13 protein-coding genes are annotated in these 17619 nt (G+C 50.0%); 11 read left to right on the top strand and 2 right to left on the bottom strand.

Annotated features, from left to right (window positions below; translation table 11 throughout):
- Positions 1-40 precede the first annotated feature (40 nt).
- A complete protein-coding gene (rne, locus tag F0Q32_RS21785) occupies positions 41-3262 on the bottom strand; it encodes a ribonuclease E (RefSeq protein ID WP_149464693.1) in 3222 nt (1073 codons plus the stop codon).
- An 820-nt stretch (positions 3263-4082) separates the two neighbouring features.
- Between rne and rluC the strand changes: the two genes are divergently transcribed.
- The 7 genes from rluC (at position 4083) to F0Q32_RS21820 (ending at position 13858) form a co-directional block, all read left to right on the top strand.
- On the top strand, positions 4083-5042 hold the full coding sequence (gene rluC / locus F0Q32_RS21790; RefSeq protein ID WP_149464694.1) for a 23S rRNA pseudouridine(955/2504/2580) synthase RluC: 960 nt from the start codon (positions 4083-4085) through the stop codon (positions 5040-5042).
- Positions 5043-5466: 424 nt separating this feature from the next.
- Positions 5467-6897 carry an SLC13 family permease gene (locus tag F0Q32_RS21795; protein ID WP_149464695.1) on the top strand — a complete coding sequence of 477 codons (1431 nt, stop codon included), beginning with the start codon at positions 5467-5469 and terminating at the stop codon, positions 6895-6897.
- 34 nt (positions 6898-6931) lie between these two features.
- Positions 6932-8083: an iron-containing alcohol dehydrogenase gene (locus F0Q32_RS21800; protein WP_255475684.1), complete on the top strand. Its 1152-nt coding sequence runs from the start codon at positions 6932-6934 to the stop codon at positions 8081-8083.
- A gap of 157 nt (positions 8084-8240) precedes the next feature.
- Positions 8241-9344: a response regulator transcription factor gene (locus F0Q32_RS21805; protein ID WP_149464696.1), complete on the top strand. Its 1104-nt coding sequence runs from the start codon at positions 8241-8243 to the stop codon at positions 9342-9344.
- A 173-nt stretch (positions 9345-9517) separates the two neighbouring features.
- Complete coding sequence (locus F0Q32_RS21810) at positions 9518-10474, top strand: glycyl-radical enzyme activating protein (protein WP_255475685.1); 957 nt, start codon at positions 9518-9520, stop codon at positions 10472-10474.
- Positions 10475-10508: 34 nt separating this feature from the next.
- Positions 10509-12989 carry a formate C-acetyltransferase/glycerol dehydratase family glycyl radical enzyme gene (locus F0Q32_RS21815; RefSeq protein WP_149464697.1) on the top strand — a complete coding sequence of 827 codons (2481 nt, stop codon included), beginning with the start codon at positions 10509-10511 and terminating at the stop codon, positions 12987-12989.
- Between the two features lie 83 nt (positions 12990-13072).
- Entirely contained in the window at positions 13073-13858 is a 786-nt protein-coding gene (locus F0Q32_RS21820; protein ID WP_149464698.1) for a sulfite exporter TauE/SafE family protein, read from the top strand.
- A gap of 43 nt (positions 13859-13901) precedes the next feature.
- On the opposite strand, the gene F0Q32_RS21825 is transcribed toward F0Q32_RS21820, so the two are convergent.
- The gene (locus F0Q32_RS21825) at positions 13902-14486 is read right to left on the bottom strand and encodes a nucleoside triphosphate pyrophosphatase (RefSeq protein WP_149464699.1); all 585 of its coding nucleotides are present in this window, start codon (positions 14484-14486) and stop codon (positions 13902-13904) included.
- A 142-nt stretch (positions 14487-14628) separates the two neighbouring features.
- Between F0Q32_RS21825 and yceD the strand changes: the two genes are divergently transcribed.
- The 4 genes from yceD to F0Q32_RS21845 all read left to right on the top strand — a co-directional run bounded on the left by yceD (position 14629) and on the right by F0Q32_RS21845 (position 17616).
- Positions 14629-15150, top strand: a complete 522-nt coding sequence (yceD, locus tag F0Q32_RS21830) for a 23S rRNA accumulation protein YceD (RefSeq protein WP_149464700.1) — start codon at positions 14629-14631, stop codon at positions 15148-15150.
- A gap of 16 nt (positions 15151-15166) precedes the next feature.
- Entirely contained in the window at positions 15167-15340 is a 174-nt protein-coding gene (gene rpmF, locus F0Q32_RS21835) for a 50S ribosomal protein L32 (protein ID WP_002440227.1), read from the top strand.
- A 203-nt stretch (positions 15341-15543) separates the two neighbouring features.
- Positions 15544-16602, top strand: coding sequence for a phosphate acyltransferase PlsX (gene plsX, locus F0Q32_RS21840; RefSeq protein WP_149464701.1), 1059 nt, complete (start codon positions 15544-15546; stop codon positions 16600-16602).
- 60 nt (positions 16603-16662) lie between these two features.
- The gene (locus F0Q32_RS21845; protein ID WP_015964858.1) at positions 16663-17616 is read left to right on the top strand and encodes a beta-ketoacyl-ACP synthase III; all 954 of its coding nucleotides are present in this window, start codon (positions 16663-16665) and stop codon (positions 17614-17616) included.
- The last annotated feature ends 3 nt before the right edge of the window (positions 17617-17619 follow it).

Genomic DNA, 17619 nt, shown 5'->3' on the forward strand with positions numbered 1-17619 from the left:
AAACCGGCCTCAGGGGCCGGTTTGCTTTTTAACGTGTAAGTTACTCAACAGGCTGCGGACGCGTCGGCGCCGCAGAGGCCTGATGGGTTGCGCTATGGCCACCCGCAGCACCTTTACCGTCGAAGCCGAACGCCGGGCGAACCCAGTCGCTATGGCGCGGCGCTTCCGGCACATAAGCCGGAGCCGGTGCGCGAGTCATCGGCGCGCTGGCGTGATGGGCCGCAGCAGGTGCAGTTTCGACAACAGGCTTAGCCACCACTTCTGGCTCGGCGACGGCAACCGGTGCTTCTTCGACCACTGGCGCTTCAACCGGGGCAGCGGTTTCTGCCATTACTTCTGCAACCGGTGCTTCCGGCTCAACCACGGTAGGCTGTACTTCTTCAACCACTTCCTGGGCAACCACAACATCTTGTTCGGCAATGATTTGCGGCTGTTCAGTTACTGGTGCTTCAATCACTTCCGGATGAGTGGTTTCAACCACAGGCTCAGCGACTTCAGCAACAGGCTGCGGTTGAGCTTCAGGTTCAACGGTTTCTACCGGGGCAACGGGTGCTTCGGCAACGATTGTTTCAGCAACCACAGGTTCAGCGACCGCGACTGGCGCAACAACCTGCTCAATGGTTTCCTGAACCACGACGTCCTGCTCGCGTTGTTCTTCAACAATCTGATCCTGCGGACGGGTTACCGGGTAACGGATCCACACTTTACCTGACGCCAGTTCCGGCGATGCGCACGCTACGGTCAGCGGCATCGGAGACTGGGTTGGATAACGCTCGTCACGATAGCGACGACGACGCTGACCGCTCACGCGCAGATGACGCGGGGAACGGCGTGAACGACGCGGCATACCTGCGGCATCACGTGCTTCGCCGTTGTCATCGTGCTCGGCCTGAACCGGTGCGCTTTCAACGACAGCAGGCAGATCGACTTTCGCCAGCTCGGTACGTGGTGCGACAGTTTCCTGCGGGATATCGTCTTCGAAGGTTTCGCGTGCCGCCGTTTCTTCCGCTGTTTCAATGCGGATTTTCTGCGTCAGCTGACGTTGCTTACGACGCGGCATGGTCTGAACGCGTTCTTCCTGCGCGTTGTCGTCGGCAACGATATCTCCACGAACCTGCGGTTTCGCTTCCTGCTGCGTCTGGCGTTTTTCGTCGTTGTTACGACGACGGTTACGTTCACGGCGCGGCTGCTGCTCGTCACGGGATTTCGCTTTATCGCTATCTTCAGCGATGTTCTGCTGACGGTTGTCGCGTGTTTCCACATTTTGCTGCGGTTTCTCGCGACGATTGCGACGGTTGTCTTCACGACCTTCGCGGCCTTCACGCGGTTCGCGGGCTTCGCGTCCTTCGTTATCGCCACGGTTGTTATCACGGCGTTCGTTGCGCTCACCACGATCGCCTCGGTCGTTGCGGTCATTACGATCGCGACGGTTGTTTTGACGCGGCTTGCGGCGCTCCTGCTGGCGAGCAGGTTTCTCTTCTTTCTTCTCCGGCTGCGGCTCGACAACCGGCTCTTCGCTACCGCCAAACAGATTTTTCAGTGCGGTAAAGAAGCGAGAAAGCAGGCCCGGTGCGGCAGGTGCAGCAGATGTCGCTGCTTTTACCGGTGCTGCCGGGGCGGCTGGTTTTTCAGCTGTCGGCGCAGGCGGAACTTCCGGCATCACAAAGGTCGCGAGAGCCGGTTGCTCAGGCAGTTTGCGCTCAGCAGGCTCATCTTCAGACGGCAGCGCCATCTCTTCTTCGTGCAGCTTCGGCAGCAGATAGCTCAGGGTTGAGGTCTCTTCACCTTTACGCACACGCAGTACGTGATAGTGCGGCGTTTCCATCTGATCGTTCGGCACGATGATGCAGCGAACATCGCCACCCTGGCGGGTTTCGATGGCGCTCACTGCGGCACGTTTTTCGTTCAGCAGGTAAGACGCAATCGGCACAGGGACGATGGCGTGAACTTCTTTGGTGTTCTCTTTCAGCGCTTCTTCTTCAATCAGACGCAGAATAGAGAGGGCCATGGATTCGTTGTCACGCACGGTACCTGTTCCGGAGCAGCGCGGGCAGACGTGATGGCTGGACTCACCCAGTGACGGGCTAAGACGCTGACGCGACATTTCCAGCAGACCAAAGCGAGAGATGTGGCTGATTTGGATACGCGCACGGTCCTGGCGCACCGCTTCACGCAGACGGTTTTCTACCGCGCGCTGGTGGCGTACCGGCGTCATATCGATAAAGTCGATAACAATCAGACCGCCCAGGTCGCGCAGGCGCAGCTGGCGGGCAATTTCATCGGCGGCTTCAAGGTTGGTGTTGAACGCGGTTTCTTCGATATCGCCGCCGCGGGTGGCACGTGCGGAGTTGATGTCGATAGCGGTCAGCGCTTCGGTGCTATCGATAACGATAGAACCACCGGACGGCAGGCGAACTTCACGCTGGAAAGCGGATTCGATCTGCGATTCGATTTGATAGTGGCTGAACAGCGGGATTTCACCGGTGTACAGTTTGATTTTGCTGCTGAAATCCGGACGGCCCAGCGCGGAGATATGCTGGCGAGCCAGCTCCAGCACTTTCGGGTTGTCGATGAGGATTTCGCCGATGTCCTGGCGCAGGTAGTCGCGGAAGGCACGCACGATAACGTTGCTTTCCTGGTGAATCAGGAACGGCGCAGGGCGGCTTTCAGCGGCTTTTTTGATGGCTTCCCAGTGTTTCAGGCGGAAGCTTAAATCCCACTGCAATGCTTCGGCAGATTTGCCAACGCCTGCGGTGCGAACGATAAGCCCCATGCCATCCGGCAGCTCAAGGCTTGCCAGCGCTTCTTTCAGTTCAGTGCGATCGTCGCCTTCGATACGGCGAGAGATACCGCCCGCACGCGGGTTGTTCGGCATCAGCACCAGATAACTGCCCGCCAGGCTGATAAAGGTGGTCAGCGCAGCGCCTTTATTGCCGCGTTCTTCTTTATCAATCTGAACAATCACTTCCTGACCTTCACGCAGCACGTCTTTGATGTTCGGACGGCCATGTGCGCTGTAGTTAGCAGGGAAGTATTCGCGGGCAATTTCTTTGAGGGGGAGGAAACCGTGACGTTCAGCGCCGTAATCGACAAACGCTGCTTCAAGACTCGGTTCAATGCGGGTAATTTTGCCTTTGTAGATGTTCGCTTTTTTCTGTTCATGACCTGGGCTTTCGATATCCAGATCATACAGACGCTGCCCATCAACGAGGGCGACACGCAACTCTTCCTGCTGAGTTGCGTTGATTAACATTCTTTTCATCGTAACTTACTCATTATTCTTACATTGACGACTAAGCTGCGAGCAGAGTGATACCTTTCCGGGGTAAACCGATGGCCTCGTGACTGTTCACGTCGCCAACCTCACGGTTGTCGCTCGCTTAAGAGGCGCAGAGTGTCGGTAGCCTGTATTTCAAACGGAAACACAGCGCAATTATCAGGGGAACAGCCTGGGATAACTCTCCAGAGAAGATTCCATTTATACTCATCGTCATTCACTCAACAGACGCGTGGCTTCGCCTGCTTACCCCAGTTGCTTTGACTTAGGTAAGCTTCCGGGGACGCCCGGCTTGCCGTCATTCTGTTGGGTGAAATCCAGTAAAGTATCTACCGGTAAGGACTGCAACCCGCAGCCCGCTAACTGTCTGAAAGATCAATACGTCTTACGCCATTGCTGCGTGGATGATCGGACAGACAAAACTGGTCATTCCGTTTAATTCCTTGCACTAACAAGATGAACACGGAAAACGTCTTCATTATTCCTTGCTAACCTTGTTATAGCAAGTTGACTTTCACCTTTTATCACCCGGTTAATCACAGTTTTTTCACTTGCTCGTTGAGATTGCTCTAATAACAATCAACGTGTTCAGTGAAGAAGACTGTGAGTCGGGGCAATGATCAATATCTACTCAAAATAGTTCGAGTTGCATGAAGGCGGCAAACGAGTGACCCCCAGGAGCATACATAAGTATGTGACTGGAGTGAGCGAGTGCAGCCAACGCACAGGCAACTTGAACTATGAAGAGTATAAGCACAGAAAAATGAGTGGCGCTATCGAGCGGGGATATTTAGAATCGCCCACCATGAAAACTGAGACTCCAACCGTAAAAATGGTTGCCATTAGCGCTGACGAAGCCGGGCAACGAATTGATAACTTTTTGCGCACCCAACTGAAGGGCGTGCCGAAGAGTATGATTTACCGCATCCTGCGCAAGGGCGAAGTGCGGGTGAACAAAAAACGCGTCAAACCCGAATACAAACTGGAAGCGGGCGATGAAGTGCGTATCCCGCCAGTGCGCGTCGCGGAACGCGAAGAAGACGCCGTTTCACCGCATCTGCAAAAAGTGGCCGCGTTGAGCGACGTTATCCTTTATGAAGATGAACACATTCTGGTGCTGAATAAGCCATCGGGTACGGCGGTGCACGGCGGCAGCGGTTTGAGCTTCGGCGTGATTGAAGGCCTGCGCGCGCTGCGCCCGGAAGCTCGCTTCCTGGAACTGGTCCATCGTCTTGACCGTGATACATCCGGCGTGCTGCTGGTGGCGAAAAAACGTTCTGCGCTGCGTTCGCTGCATGAACAGCTGCGTGAAAAAGGGATGCAGAAAGATTATCTGGCGCTGGTGCGCGGTCAGTGGCAGTCACACGTCAAAGCGGTACAGGCGCCATTGCTGAAAAATATTCTGCAAAGCGGCGAGCGTATTGTGCGTGTCAGCCAGGAAGGGAAACCGTCGGAAACGCGTTTTAAAGTGGAAGAGCGCTATGCGTTCGCCACGCTGGTGCGCTGTAGCCCGGTGACGGGGCGTACACACCAGATTCGTGTGCATACCCTTCATGCTGGTCATCCGATTGCTTTTGACGATCGCTACGGCGACCGCGAATTCGATCAGCAACTCACCGAAGCGGGTACCGGGCTGAAACGTCTGTTCCTGCATGCGGCAGCGTTAAAGTTCACTCACCCGGGTACGGGCGAAGTGATGCGCGTAGAAGCGCCAATGGATAACGCGCTGAAGCGCTGTCTGCAGGTGCTGCGGAATATCAAGTAGTGCCTTTCTCGGGCAGGGTCAACTGCCCGATTCCTCTCACCCACGCTTCCTCTCATGGCCAATGAGTGCTTCACTTCCAGAGGCGTTTTATCACTAATGTGCTCAAAATAGGGAGAATTCCCTACGTAAAATAGTAAGAATGCCTGCTTTTTTTGCGTAATCATGTTGGGTAGTCTATCCCCGTAAAAATTGTCATTATAGATTTATTTAAAAAGAGATTAATTTATTTAATTAATCTATGATAACGTTAAAAAGTAAAATGTCAGATCTGGCATGGGAATTATTGATTGTCACCGATAACACTCAGGAATGATATTAGGTTAGATATATTTCAAATCATATCCCTTTAATTTTTTAATAACTGGCTTGTCAATAACTTCCTGTTGTAATGTTGATGTTTTGGGGATTAACAGGCATAAATATTATGAGTACTTCGCGCCGTTGGTTATTTTTGTTGTCTGGACCCATCATTTTTTTTGCCGCTCAACTGTTATTCGAATATGAGATCACGACACCTGGCGCACAGGCAGTCGGTACGTTATTGTGGATGATATTTTGGTGGGTAACACGCCCCGTTCATATTGCTGTAACCAGCCTTTTACCTATCATCATCAATGCCATTTTTAATATCGTCCCTATGTCTGGTATTACAGCGCAATACTGGTCAGATAGCATCATTCTCATTTTTGGTTCCGGTTTATTGTGTATCCCATGGGCGCGAATTGGGCTGGATCGTCGCGTTGCCCTGAAAGTGTTGTCGCTTATCGGCCCTTCGATGCGCTCGCAAATAACCGTATGGCTCCTGGCGAGTATTGTGGCGTCGACTATCTTACCCAACGTGATGGTTTGCGCACTTTTTACCCCTATTGCAATAGCAATGCTTCACGCCTCTGGCTACAACGATATCTCGGTTTGTAAACCCGCAGTGCCTATCCTGCTGGCGATTGGCTGGGGAGTGGGTATTGGTGGCGTGTGGAGCCCGCTCGGTGGGGCAATGAACCTGGCGGCAATTTCAATCCTTGAACAGCAAATTGGTAAAGAGTTCATCTATATCGATTGGCTGATACGCATGGCACCTTTTTTCATTATTATTTCATTAGTGATGCTGTGTTGCATGCTTCTTATGCCTTGTGAAGTGAAGCAGCTTAAAGGGACACGAGAATATTTCTTAAAAAACTATCGCGAACTGGGTCCCATGACGCGTGATGAAAAAGTGTGCTCCCTCCTGTTTTTTCTGGGCCTGATAGGCGCGTTCACGCGTCCTTTGTATCTCTCATTATTTCCTGCGCTAACGCCTGCGCATCTGTATTTGATTCTTGGCATGCTCTGCTTTGTACTGACTGCAATCGACAAGGCTCCGCTTTTGACGTGGGAAAGTGCAGAAAAGGAGACCATGTGGGGAATGCTTTTACTGTTTGGCGGTGGATTGGCTCTGGGCAAACTCCTGAATGATTCTGGCGCCAGCGCGGGCATTGCGGCAGTTATTTCCGGGCAGTCTCTGGATGGCGGTTTTCTGACCATACTCATTTTTGTGGTGCTGGGACGTATGGTTTCCGAGGCGACGAATTCCACCGCATCTGCGGCTGTCGTGTTACCGATTGTTATGGGGTTCACCAGCCAACTCGGGCTGAACCCAATACCGTATTGGTTAATTACCGTCATGGCGTTTAATGCTGAATTTATGTTACCCGTCAGCGTGCGTGCCATCCCGGTATCCTACGGTCTGGATGCACGGAAAATGCTTAAAGGCGGTGCTTTGATGGCCTGTATTCATATCATTTTTGTTGTGATTGTAGGTTATGCCGCCATTCAATTCTGGCCTGCGTTTAGTCAGCTCTCTAATTATTCTTTTTGAGATACATGAGTAATCTACTTATACAGAAGGGAAGATGATGAAGGATTTTAATTTTAAAATACCGCAAACGATAGAGTTTGGTCCTGGATGTTTAAAAAAACTTCCGCAGATTTTAGCGAGTAACCAATCGAATCATGTATTCCTGATCTCCGATCGTGGGCTTGAGTCGTTAGGCGTTGTTAAGCAGGTCGAAGAGATCATTATTAGCGCAGGAATAAAATATACGTGTTATCTCGATGTTTTGCCCAATCCTACGGTGCATATTGTGAATGAAGCTACCGCGGCCTATCAGGCCAGCGGTGCGACCACCATTGTTGCCCTCGGCGGTGGCAGCACAATGGATGTCGCAAAAGCGGTTGGTGTACTGGCGACTTACGGGGGCAGAATTACCGACTACGAAGGTAGTAATAATGTGCCCGGGCCGATTGCGCCTATCATAGCCATTCCCACAACTGCAGGTACGGGAAGTGAAGTGACTGCGTCGTCAGTGATTACTGATGAGTCACGAAATTATAAGCTGTCCGTGATTAGTTTTGAAATCATTCCCAAATATGCCCTTCTCGATCCGCAGTTGATTATGACTGTACCTGCATCTATTGCCGCTGCCTGTGGGATTGATGCACTCATTCATGCCATTGAAGCTTTTCTTTCGCTCAATGCCACGCCATTTTCTGATGCTATGGCCGAAAAAGCCATGGCTTTGATTGGTCAAAGTTTGCGCCGGTTTGTGGCCAACCGCAAGGACGAGTCTGCGGCATGCGATATGATGCTGGGGAGTAATTTCGCCGGTATTGCTTTCGCCTGGGCCCGTTTGGGGAATGTTCATGCTATGAGCCATCCTGTAAGTGCTTATTATCATGTTGCACATGGCGTGGCGAATGCCATTCTGCTACCAACCGTCCTCGAATATAACGCGCTGGCAGATAACGGTCGCTATGAAGTCATTTATCGCGCAATTAAAGAAGGCAATGACCCGGTTGAAGGTTTTAAAACTGAAATGCTTATCAATGCTGTCAAAAAATTGAATGCTGACTGCGGAATTCCAGCCTCACTTTCTTGCGTTGGCGTAAAAGACACATTGATCGCCGAAATGGCAAACGATGCGATGAAGAGTGGAAATATTTTAGTCAATCCGCGCCAGTCTACGTTCAAAGATATTGTTGAACTCTATAATAAGGCTCTCTGATTATTTATTAATTTTTAGATATGTTTTTGTTATCAAGGCTGAGCATTTTGATCGCTGTTAAATGTTCAGCTTTTTATCATCGAAAAAAATTGCCAGGTAAAAATTCTTTTGTTAAACCGGGTTGAGATAGTTTTATATCACACGAAGGAGAGTGAGCATGGATGTTGAGAGTCTCGGTCAAATGGATTTTTTTTCGGAAATGTCAGAGCGACAAATCTCCGCACGTGAATTCTTTAGTAACGTTTTGCTCGACTCTCTTGAGCGTCACTTTGGCTTTAAACATATCCTTATCTCTTATTTTGATACGCAGGGTAAATTTCTTTCATGGGTTAACTGGCAAGGTATTCGTCTGGATAGCAAAGAGCATCCTTACCATCATTTTGTTTCGAATGATGTTATCAGGCATGTTCTTCACCAGGATGCTGTCAACGATCAGTTAACCTATTTTAATGTTGCACCACGTGTCTATAAATCTACCGATATTATCCGCTCCGTTGATTATGAGTATTCGGGCTATGTCCGTTTTCTGGAAGAGAATTTTCAACAGCATTACAGTGTGACCATGGCTTTTGGTATTAATGCCTATATTCAGGTCGCATTCTTCAAAAGTAAAGAGGAGGGCGACTTCACGAATGCTGAGCTTGCTGTTCTGAACAAGATCTATATCTATATAGCCAATTCTTATAAAAATTTCAAAAAACATGAACAGGCAAAAATCGTATCTAATATTCAGAATGAAATCATTACATCAGGCGAAAGGGCTTATCTGGTTACTGACGATTTTATACATATTATGAGTTGTAATGAACAGGCGAAAACTTATCTCAAAGACATTCTGGGTACGTCAGTGACTGAACAGATAGGTCATTCGCACTCTTGCAGTTGGCTGCCTTTTTTGCTGGGCAATGAGGGCGATAGCGCCGCTACCAATCGGGTGCATACCCGGATTATTAAAGAATATATTTTCAAGATATATACGTATCAACAGACTTATTCAAACGGGATAGTAGATGTTTATCATTGGATTACTATATCACGTAAAGATAGCGGTAAGAGTGTGGCGTATGATAACTCCACGCTTCCATTGACGCAGGCGGAGTTAAAGGTAGCACGCCTCATGTATAATGGCTTAACCTATCAGGCTATCGCGGATGAGTTAATTATCAGCTACCACACGGTAAAAAAACACATACAAAATATATATATCAAATGTGGTGTCAATAGCCGTTATCAGCTTTATAAATGGCTGGAGGATAAGTAAGTTATCTATAATGCATAGGGAGAGTTCCCTACTCAAATAGTTATAGTCACCACTTTAATGTGTATTGCTGCTGCGCTACGCTAACTTTATTATCCAGGTCAAATGATGACGTAAGTGTGCATAATTAATTTATGTTTGCCTGTATCATTTGCATCGTGTAGCAGGAGCATGAAGTGGAACAGTTGTCTCAATATGGCGTTATTTTTAATATTCAGCGCTTCACCATCCATGACGGCCCTGGTATGCGAACGGAGTTATTCTTTAAAGGATGCCCGCTGCGTTGTGAATGGTGTAGCAATCCTGAAAGTTTAATGCCATATCCACAGATTGGCGTCTATAAAACTAAGTGTATACGCGAGAAACATTGTGGCAGTTGTAAAGAGGTTTGCCCACAAAGTGACGCTTTGATTTTCACGCGCGGGAAACTCAGCGCGATAGACAGAAACGCGTGCACAAATTGCTTGAAATGCCAGGAAACGTGCCCTTCAGATACGCTTAAATTGTGGGGTGAACCCCTCTCTGTCGAAGCGTGTATGGAAAAGATCCGCAGAGACAAAGGATATTATGAACGCTCAGGTGGTGGCGTAACAGTTTCAGGTGGCGAGCCGCTACTACAAAGCGAGTTTGTGGCCCGATTACTGGCCGCCTGCAAAGCGGAAGGCTTTCACACCTGTGTTGAATCCTCATTGTTCCTGGACTGGAAGAAAATTCAAAATGTTCTGCCCTACACCGACCTGATTATTTCTGATATCAAGCATATGGACCCCGTTATTCACAAACGATATACGCGGGTTTCCAATGACAAAATTCTGAACAATTTGCGCCGTCTGGCGCAAGAGAAGCGTGAAATCATTTTGCGAATTCCTGTGATACCTAATGTCAATGATGACCAGGGAAATATCACGGCCACCGCCGACTTTATTATCAATGAACTCGGTGGGAATATTCGCACCTTACAGTTATTGAGCTTTATGCGATTAGGTGAAGAGAAATACGCCTCCTTGGGCCTTACTTATCCTATGCAAGGCGTGAAATTGAACCGCCGTACATTTCAAAAGCATATTAATAGCATCGCTGAATATTTTAACCAACGCGGCATTCATTGCGTGGTGGGGACAAAAGAAAAATAGTTTATCCATTTTAATCTTGTAGAGGACTTTTGTTATGAAAGAGAATCATACATCGGCCTGCGGAACTCAGCCCTATGATCAAACTTACAGTTTAGGGTATCAGGTCCATCATGAAGACTGGTCACCGTTTCCACGTGTTAATCGCCTCCGCCAGGCTTTTCTTGATAGGCCCTATGATATCGATGTTGAGAGATTGCGGTTGGTTACCGAAGCTTATAAAAAGCACGAAAATGATACTGCGAAATTAAAATGTGCCTATGCCTTTGAAAATATTTTGCTCAAAACGCCCCTTTACATTTATGAGGATGATCTGATTCTGGGGGAGATTGCTGCACCCGCCAAGGCGTCACCCATTTATCCAGAATTCTCGGTTCACTGGATTATCGATGAAATTCTCAACTCCCCTTTTGAAGAGCGTGCAAACGATCAGTTCTATATCCGTAATGAAGAGGATCGCAAAGAAATCGTTGAACTTTGCCGCTACTGGGAGGGTAAAACCGTTGACGACCGAATCAATATCCGGCTTGAAAAAGATCAGATCAAGGGATCGGAAGTCGGAGAGAAGATATTCCAGACTAACCTTTACCACTATGCTGGGGCAGGTCATTTAGCGATTGACTACGGGCGCCTGATGTCTCTGGGCTATGACGGCTTGATCGCAAGCGCGCAGGATGGACTGGCGAAGCTGAGTCTACGCGATCCGGACTATGGTGATAAGCGTGACTTCTATCAGGCGATGATCATCCAGCTTGAAGCCGCTAAAAAATACATTGCCCGATACGCCCAACTTGCTACAGATCATGCGGTAAAAGAGAAAAATCCGCAGCGTAAGAAAGAGCTGGAAGAGATGGCGGCCAACTGTCAGCAAATTGCAGGTGGTGCTCCCCAGTCGTTCTGGCAAGCTCTACAGCTTTTTAACTTTGCGACATCATTGATTCAGATTGAAAGCAATGGTCACTCCATATCCTATGGGCGCATGGATCAATGGCTTTATCCCTGGTACGCCGCGGATATCAAAAATAACACTATCAGCAAAGCCTTCGCGCTTGAGCTACTCGAAGTCCAGTTCGTTAAGATGAACAACCCCACCAAATTAAAAGACAAGGGAACCGTTGCAGTGCGCAACGGGCGCGGATTTGGTGGTGAAAGCCTGACAATCGGTGGCGTGAAGCAGGACGGAACAGATGCGACAAATGATTTAACGATGTTAGTACTGGAAGGGTCCGCGCATACCCGAATGATGAATCCCTGGGTGTGCGTACGTATGCATGAAAATACGCCTTACGAGCTGAAGGTGAAAACGGTGGAATGCATCCGGGCAGGGTATGGGCACCCGAAAATTTTCAATGACACGCCAGCGATTAAAGGCATGATGCGCAAAGGTATGAGTCTGGAAGAAGCGCGTGAATACTGTGTTGTGGGATGTGTTGAGATCGACCTGCCGGGTAAGGAATATGGTTGGCACGATGCGGCGTATGTAAACACGCCGAAAATGATGGAAATGGTGCTGAATGGTGGACGTAGCCTGAGCACCGGCGAGCAGTTAGGCCCGGATACCGGAAGTCTGGATACCTATGAAAGCTTTGAGCAGGTACTGGAAAGCGTTGATAAGCAGTTTGAATACTGGACCGATCAAATGTGCAGCAGCCTTAACATTATCGATAAAGCTCATCGTGAACTCAAACCAGTACCTTATGTTTCTGCTTTCTATGAAGATTGCGTGGCGACCGGTAAAGACTTAACCGAAGGCGGGGCGAAATATAACGGTATAGGCCCGCAGGCTGCGGGTATGGCCACCTGCGCTGACAGCCTTGCCGCTATCAAGCAACTGATTTTCGATGAAAAACGTTATTCCGGGGCTGAGCTATTGCAGGCGGTGAAAGACAACTGGGTTGGGCATGAAAAGCTGTATGCATTAGTGAATAGCGCAAAAGTGCAACACTATGGCAATGACCTGGACTACGCCGATAACCTCTTCAAATATATGTTCGAATGCTACTGCCGCCACATCAGCGGTAGGCCAACCTCACGCGGTGGGGAATTTAGCCCAGGGGTCTATTCGGTAAATGCCAATGTGGCCATGGGGCTGAATACTAATGCGTCGGTAGACGGCCGCAAAAAATTCGAACCTATCTCCGATAATATGGGCCCGGTACATACCGATGGGGGCTCACATGATATTTGTGGCCCCACGGCGCTCGTCAACTCACTGACTAAGGTCGATCATAGTCTTGCCACCAACGGCACGTTGATGAATTTGCGATTCCCGCAGGAGGCCGTCGCAGGTGTTGAAGGCCGCGATACGCTGGTGAGCTTTATTGATGAATACATCGCGAAACAGGCGATGCATGTACAGTTCAATATCATGAGCTCAGCCACCATGCGCGCAGCACAGAAAAAGCCGGAGGAGTATCGTGACATGCTGGTGCGGGTGGCGGGATACAGCGCTTACTTTGTCGAATTGGGCAAACCGCTGCAGAAGGATTTGATTCAGCGTACTGAGCTGCACTTCTGATATTTCCGGCAAAAATAGTCGGCCAGATATCCGGTTGGTTAGGTATCTGGTGAATCGATTACCTGATATCCAGGAAGGATAAAATGAGTTTTAGTACAGATTTGATTCTCGTCGGCCTGATGCAAATTGTAGGGTTCTTTGTTCAGGGCTGTACAGGGTTTGGTTGCACTGTCATTGCGGCATCGGTGACAAACGGCATACTGGGAACCAGCGTAGGCGTGCCTTATGGCACATTAATAACGTTACCCTTTCTCTACTTTCTAGCCGTCAGAACCTGGCGGGATGTCTCATGGCGAGATCTGGGGAAGATTGTTGCATTGTGTGTGCCGGGGATCCTTGTCGGAAACTATCTGTTTTATACGATAAGCCCGAATGTCGCGAAAATATGCATCGGTGCGATGGTAACAATCATTGCGGTAATGAATATTTACAAACACATTGTTAACCCGCTTATTTTCAAGAAGACAGAAGTGGCGACCGTAGCCGATACCAAAGCGAAGCAGTGTTTTCGCTACGGCTGCCTGATTCTGGGTGGGGTCGTTCACGGCGCATTCACTATTGGTGGCCCACTGATTACGGTGTATACCATTGAGGCTGTTAAGGAAAAAGAAAAGTTCCGCAACACCATGAATATGGTCTGGGTCGTTTTTAACACCTGGAATGCTTTCAACCAGTATCGCAACGGTGCATTTACTGCGCACCTGGGCAGCGCGCTTACCATCGGTTTCCCGATGGCGGCAATTGGCTTTTTCCTCGGGATGGCATTCCTGCAACGAATCAATAAAGAAACATTCTTGCGGATTGTTTACTGCGTCTTATTGTTTGTCGGTGGCAATATGCTGTTCACAAGCTTGATGGCGTTAGCATGAAATAGCGTGCTAAGGGCGGCCAGGGGCTGCCCTTAGCACGGTGCTATTTCATCAGCGGATTAAACCCTTCCCGGCGCAGCATCTGGCACAGCGCAATCAGCGGCAGCCCAACCAGCGTGTTCGGGTCGCGCCCTTCGAGGCGTTCAAACAGCGCGATGCCGAGCCCTTCGCTTTTGAAACTGCCAGCACAATTTAGCGGGCTCTCTTTCTGCACGTAATGGTTTATTTCTTGCTCAGTCAGGTGACGAAAATGGACGTCAAAAGGTTCGCATTCAGTTTGTAACTGACCATTAACAGAATTATAAAGCGCCAGGCCTGTATAAAAGGTCACAATATTGCCACTGGCTTTCTTTAATTGTTTACGCGCGTTTTCTTCCGTGTGCGGTTTGCCGGTTATTTCGCCATCCAGCACGCAAACCTGGTCAGAACCAATAATCAGGTGATGCGGAAAACGCTCGGCCAGCGCCTGCGCTTTCGCCTGTGCCAGACGTAGCACCAGATGGCGCGGCGTTTCGGCGGGCAGCGGCAGCTCATCGACTTCCGGCGCGGCACAGGTGAAAGGGATGCCGAGTTTCTCTAACAGCAGGCGACGGTATGGCGATGTGGAGGCTAAAATAAGTTCAGGCATAATTTTTTAGGTAAACTCTGGCGAATTAGATTGCGACATTTTAAACTACACGCCGCAATGTGTGCGAATTATTGGCAAAAGGCAACCTGAGGCTGCCTTTTTCTTTGACTCTATGACGTTACAAAGTTAATATGCGCGCCCTATGCAAAAGGTAAAATTACCCCTGACTCTCGACCCGGTTCGTACGGCTCAAAAACGCCTTGATTACCAGGGTATCTATACCCCCGATCAAGCGGAGCGCGTCGCCGCGTCCGTAGTCAGTGTAGACAGTGATGTAGAATGCGAGATGTCCTTCGCTATCGATAACCAACGCCTCGCGGTTCTGGCCGGTGATGCGAAGGTGACGGTATCGCTGGAATGTCAGCGTTGCGGGCAACCGTTTACTCATCAGGTTTACACAAAGTATTGTTTCAGCCCGGTCAAAAATGATGATCAGGTTGAAGCACTCCCGGAAGCGTATGAGCCGATTGAGGTTAACGAATTCGGTGAAATCGATCTGCTGGCGGTGGTTGAAGATGAAATCATCCTCGCCTTGCCAGTGGTTCCGGTGCATGATTCTGAACACTGTGAAGTGTCCGAGGCGGACATGGTCTTTGGTGAATTGCCTGAAGAGGCGCAGAAGCCAAACCCATTTGCCGTATTAGCCAGCTTAAAGCGTAAGTAATTGAGGAGTAAGGTCCATGGCCGTACAACAAAACAAACCAACCCGTTCCAAACGTGGCATGCGTCGTTCCCATGACGCGCTGACTGCAGTTACCAGCCTGTCTGTAGACAAGACTTCTGGTGAATCCCACCTGCGTCACCACATCACTGCCGACGGTTTCTACCGCGGTCGCAAGGTTATCGCTAAGTAATCACGCGATACTCTAAGGATTTCGCGTTGCAGGAAGGCGGCAAGCGAGAGAATCCCCTGAGCATAGATAACTATGCGATTGGGGTGAGCGAACGCAGCCAACGCCCCTGTAGCGTGAAAGACGACGAGTTCAAGCGTGGTGAAGCTTAGTGAGGCGTTCCCTGCTTCGACAGGGAACATCCAAACCGAGCGGCGACGATAACCTTGACACATCTAACCCTGGCGTTAGATGTCATGGGGGGAGATTTTGGCCCTACCGTGACAGTGCCTGCAGCACTGCAGGCACTGAATTCCTATTCGCAACTCACACTTCTTCTGGTCGGTAACCCCGACGACATTACGCCATTACTCGCCAAAGCTGATTTTGAGACACGTTCTCGTCTGCAGATTATCCCTGCCCAGTCAGTTATTGCCAGTGATGCACGGCCTTCGCACGCCATCCGCAACAGTCGCGGAACATCGATGCGTGTGGCGCTGGAGCTTGTGAAAGAAGGGCGAGCCGAAGCCTGTGTTAGCGCCGGGAATACCGGTGCGCTGATGGGGCTGGCAAAATTACTGCTCAAACCGCTACAGGGGATTGAGCGCCCGGCGCTGGTGACGGTATTACCGCATCAGCAGAAGGGGAAAACGGTGGTGCTCGATCTGGGCGCTAACGTTGATTGTGATAGCACAATGTTGGTTCAGTTTGCGGTGATGGGCTCGGTGCTCGCGGAAGAAGTGGTTGGCATTGAAAACCCTCGCGTGGCGCTGCTAAATATCGGTGAAGAAGAGACGAAAGGGCTGGACAGCATTCGCGATGCTTCACAGAAACTAAAAACATTGCCGTCTCTGAACTATATTGGCTACCTGGAAGCGAACGAATTGCTGACGGGGAAAACAGATGTTTTGGTTTGTGACGGGTTTACAGGTAACGTCACGCTAAAAACCATGGAAGGGGTTGTCAGAATGTTCCTTTCGCTGCTGAAATCGCAGGGCGAGGGGAAAAAAACGGCGTGGTGGCTGATTTTATTAAAACGTTGGTTACAAAAAAGTCTGACCCGGCGATTCAGTCACCTCAACCCCGACCAGTATAATGGTGCCTGTCTGTTAGGATTACGCGGCACGGTGATTAAGAGTCATGGTGCGGCGAATCAACGCGCATTTTGCGTGGCGATCGAACAGGCAGTGCAGGCGGTGCAGCGACAAGTCCCTCAGCGGATTGCCGCTCGCCTGGAATTGTTATACCCGGCTGGTTTTAAGCCGCAGGACGGCGACGCAAAGTAAGCGGGCGACGTGCTGATGTGCCAGGCTGATGGGTATATTACCGGATAAGATTGAGCGTACATGTATACGAAGATTATTGGTACCGGCAGTTATCTGCCCAAGCAAGTGCGTACGAACGCCGACCTGGAAAAAATGGTGGATACGACTGACGAGTGGATTGTCACGCGCACAGGTATCCGTGAACGCCGTATTGCAGGCCCGGATGAATCCGTTGCAACAATGGGCTTTGAAGCTGCTCAGCGCGCGCTGGAAATGGCGGGCGTGGATAAAAATGATATCGGCTTGATCGTTGTTGCTACCACCTCTGCAACGCACGCTTTCCCCAGCGCTGCCTGCCAAATTCAGAGCATGTTAGGCATCAAAGGCTGCCCGGCGTTTGACGTCGCTGCGGCCTGTGCGGGTTTCACCTATGCCCTGAGCGTAGCTGACCAGTACGTAAAATCTGGTGCAGTGAAAAATGCGCTGGTGATCGGTTCCGATGTGCTGGCACGTACCTGCGATCCGACCGATCGCGGTACGATCATTATTTTCGGTGACGGTGCGGGCGCCGTGGTTCTTGGCCAGTCCGAAGAACAGGGCATCATCTCCACCCACCTGCACGCAGACGGAAGCTATGGCGACCTGCTGACGCTGCCTAATGCCGATCGCGTTAATCCAGAAAATTCCATTTATCTGACCATGGCCGGGAACGAAGTGTTCAAGGTTGCGGTCACTGAACTGGCACACATCGTTGAAGAGACGCTGGCGGCCAACAATCTTGACCGTGCTGAACTCGACTGGTTAGTGCCGCATCAGGCCAACCTGCGTATCATCAGCGCGACGGCGAGAAAACTCGGTATGCCAATGGATAACGTTGTGGTGACGCTGGACCGCCACGGCAATACCTCTGCGGCCTCTGTGCCGTGCGCATTTGATGAAGCTGTGCGCGATGGTCGTATTAAGCGCGGGCAGCTGGTGCTGCTGGAAGCCTTTGGTGGCGGGTTCACCTGGGGCTCTGCACTGGTTCGTTTCTAAGTA

This window comes from Pseudocitrobacter sp. 73 (assembly GCF_008369545.1).
Lineage (GTDB): Bacteria > Pseudomonadota > Gammaproteobacteria > Enterobacterales > Enterobacteriaceae > Pseudocitrobacter > Pseudocitrobacter vendiensis.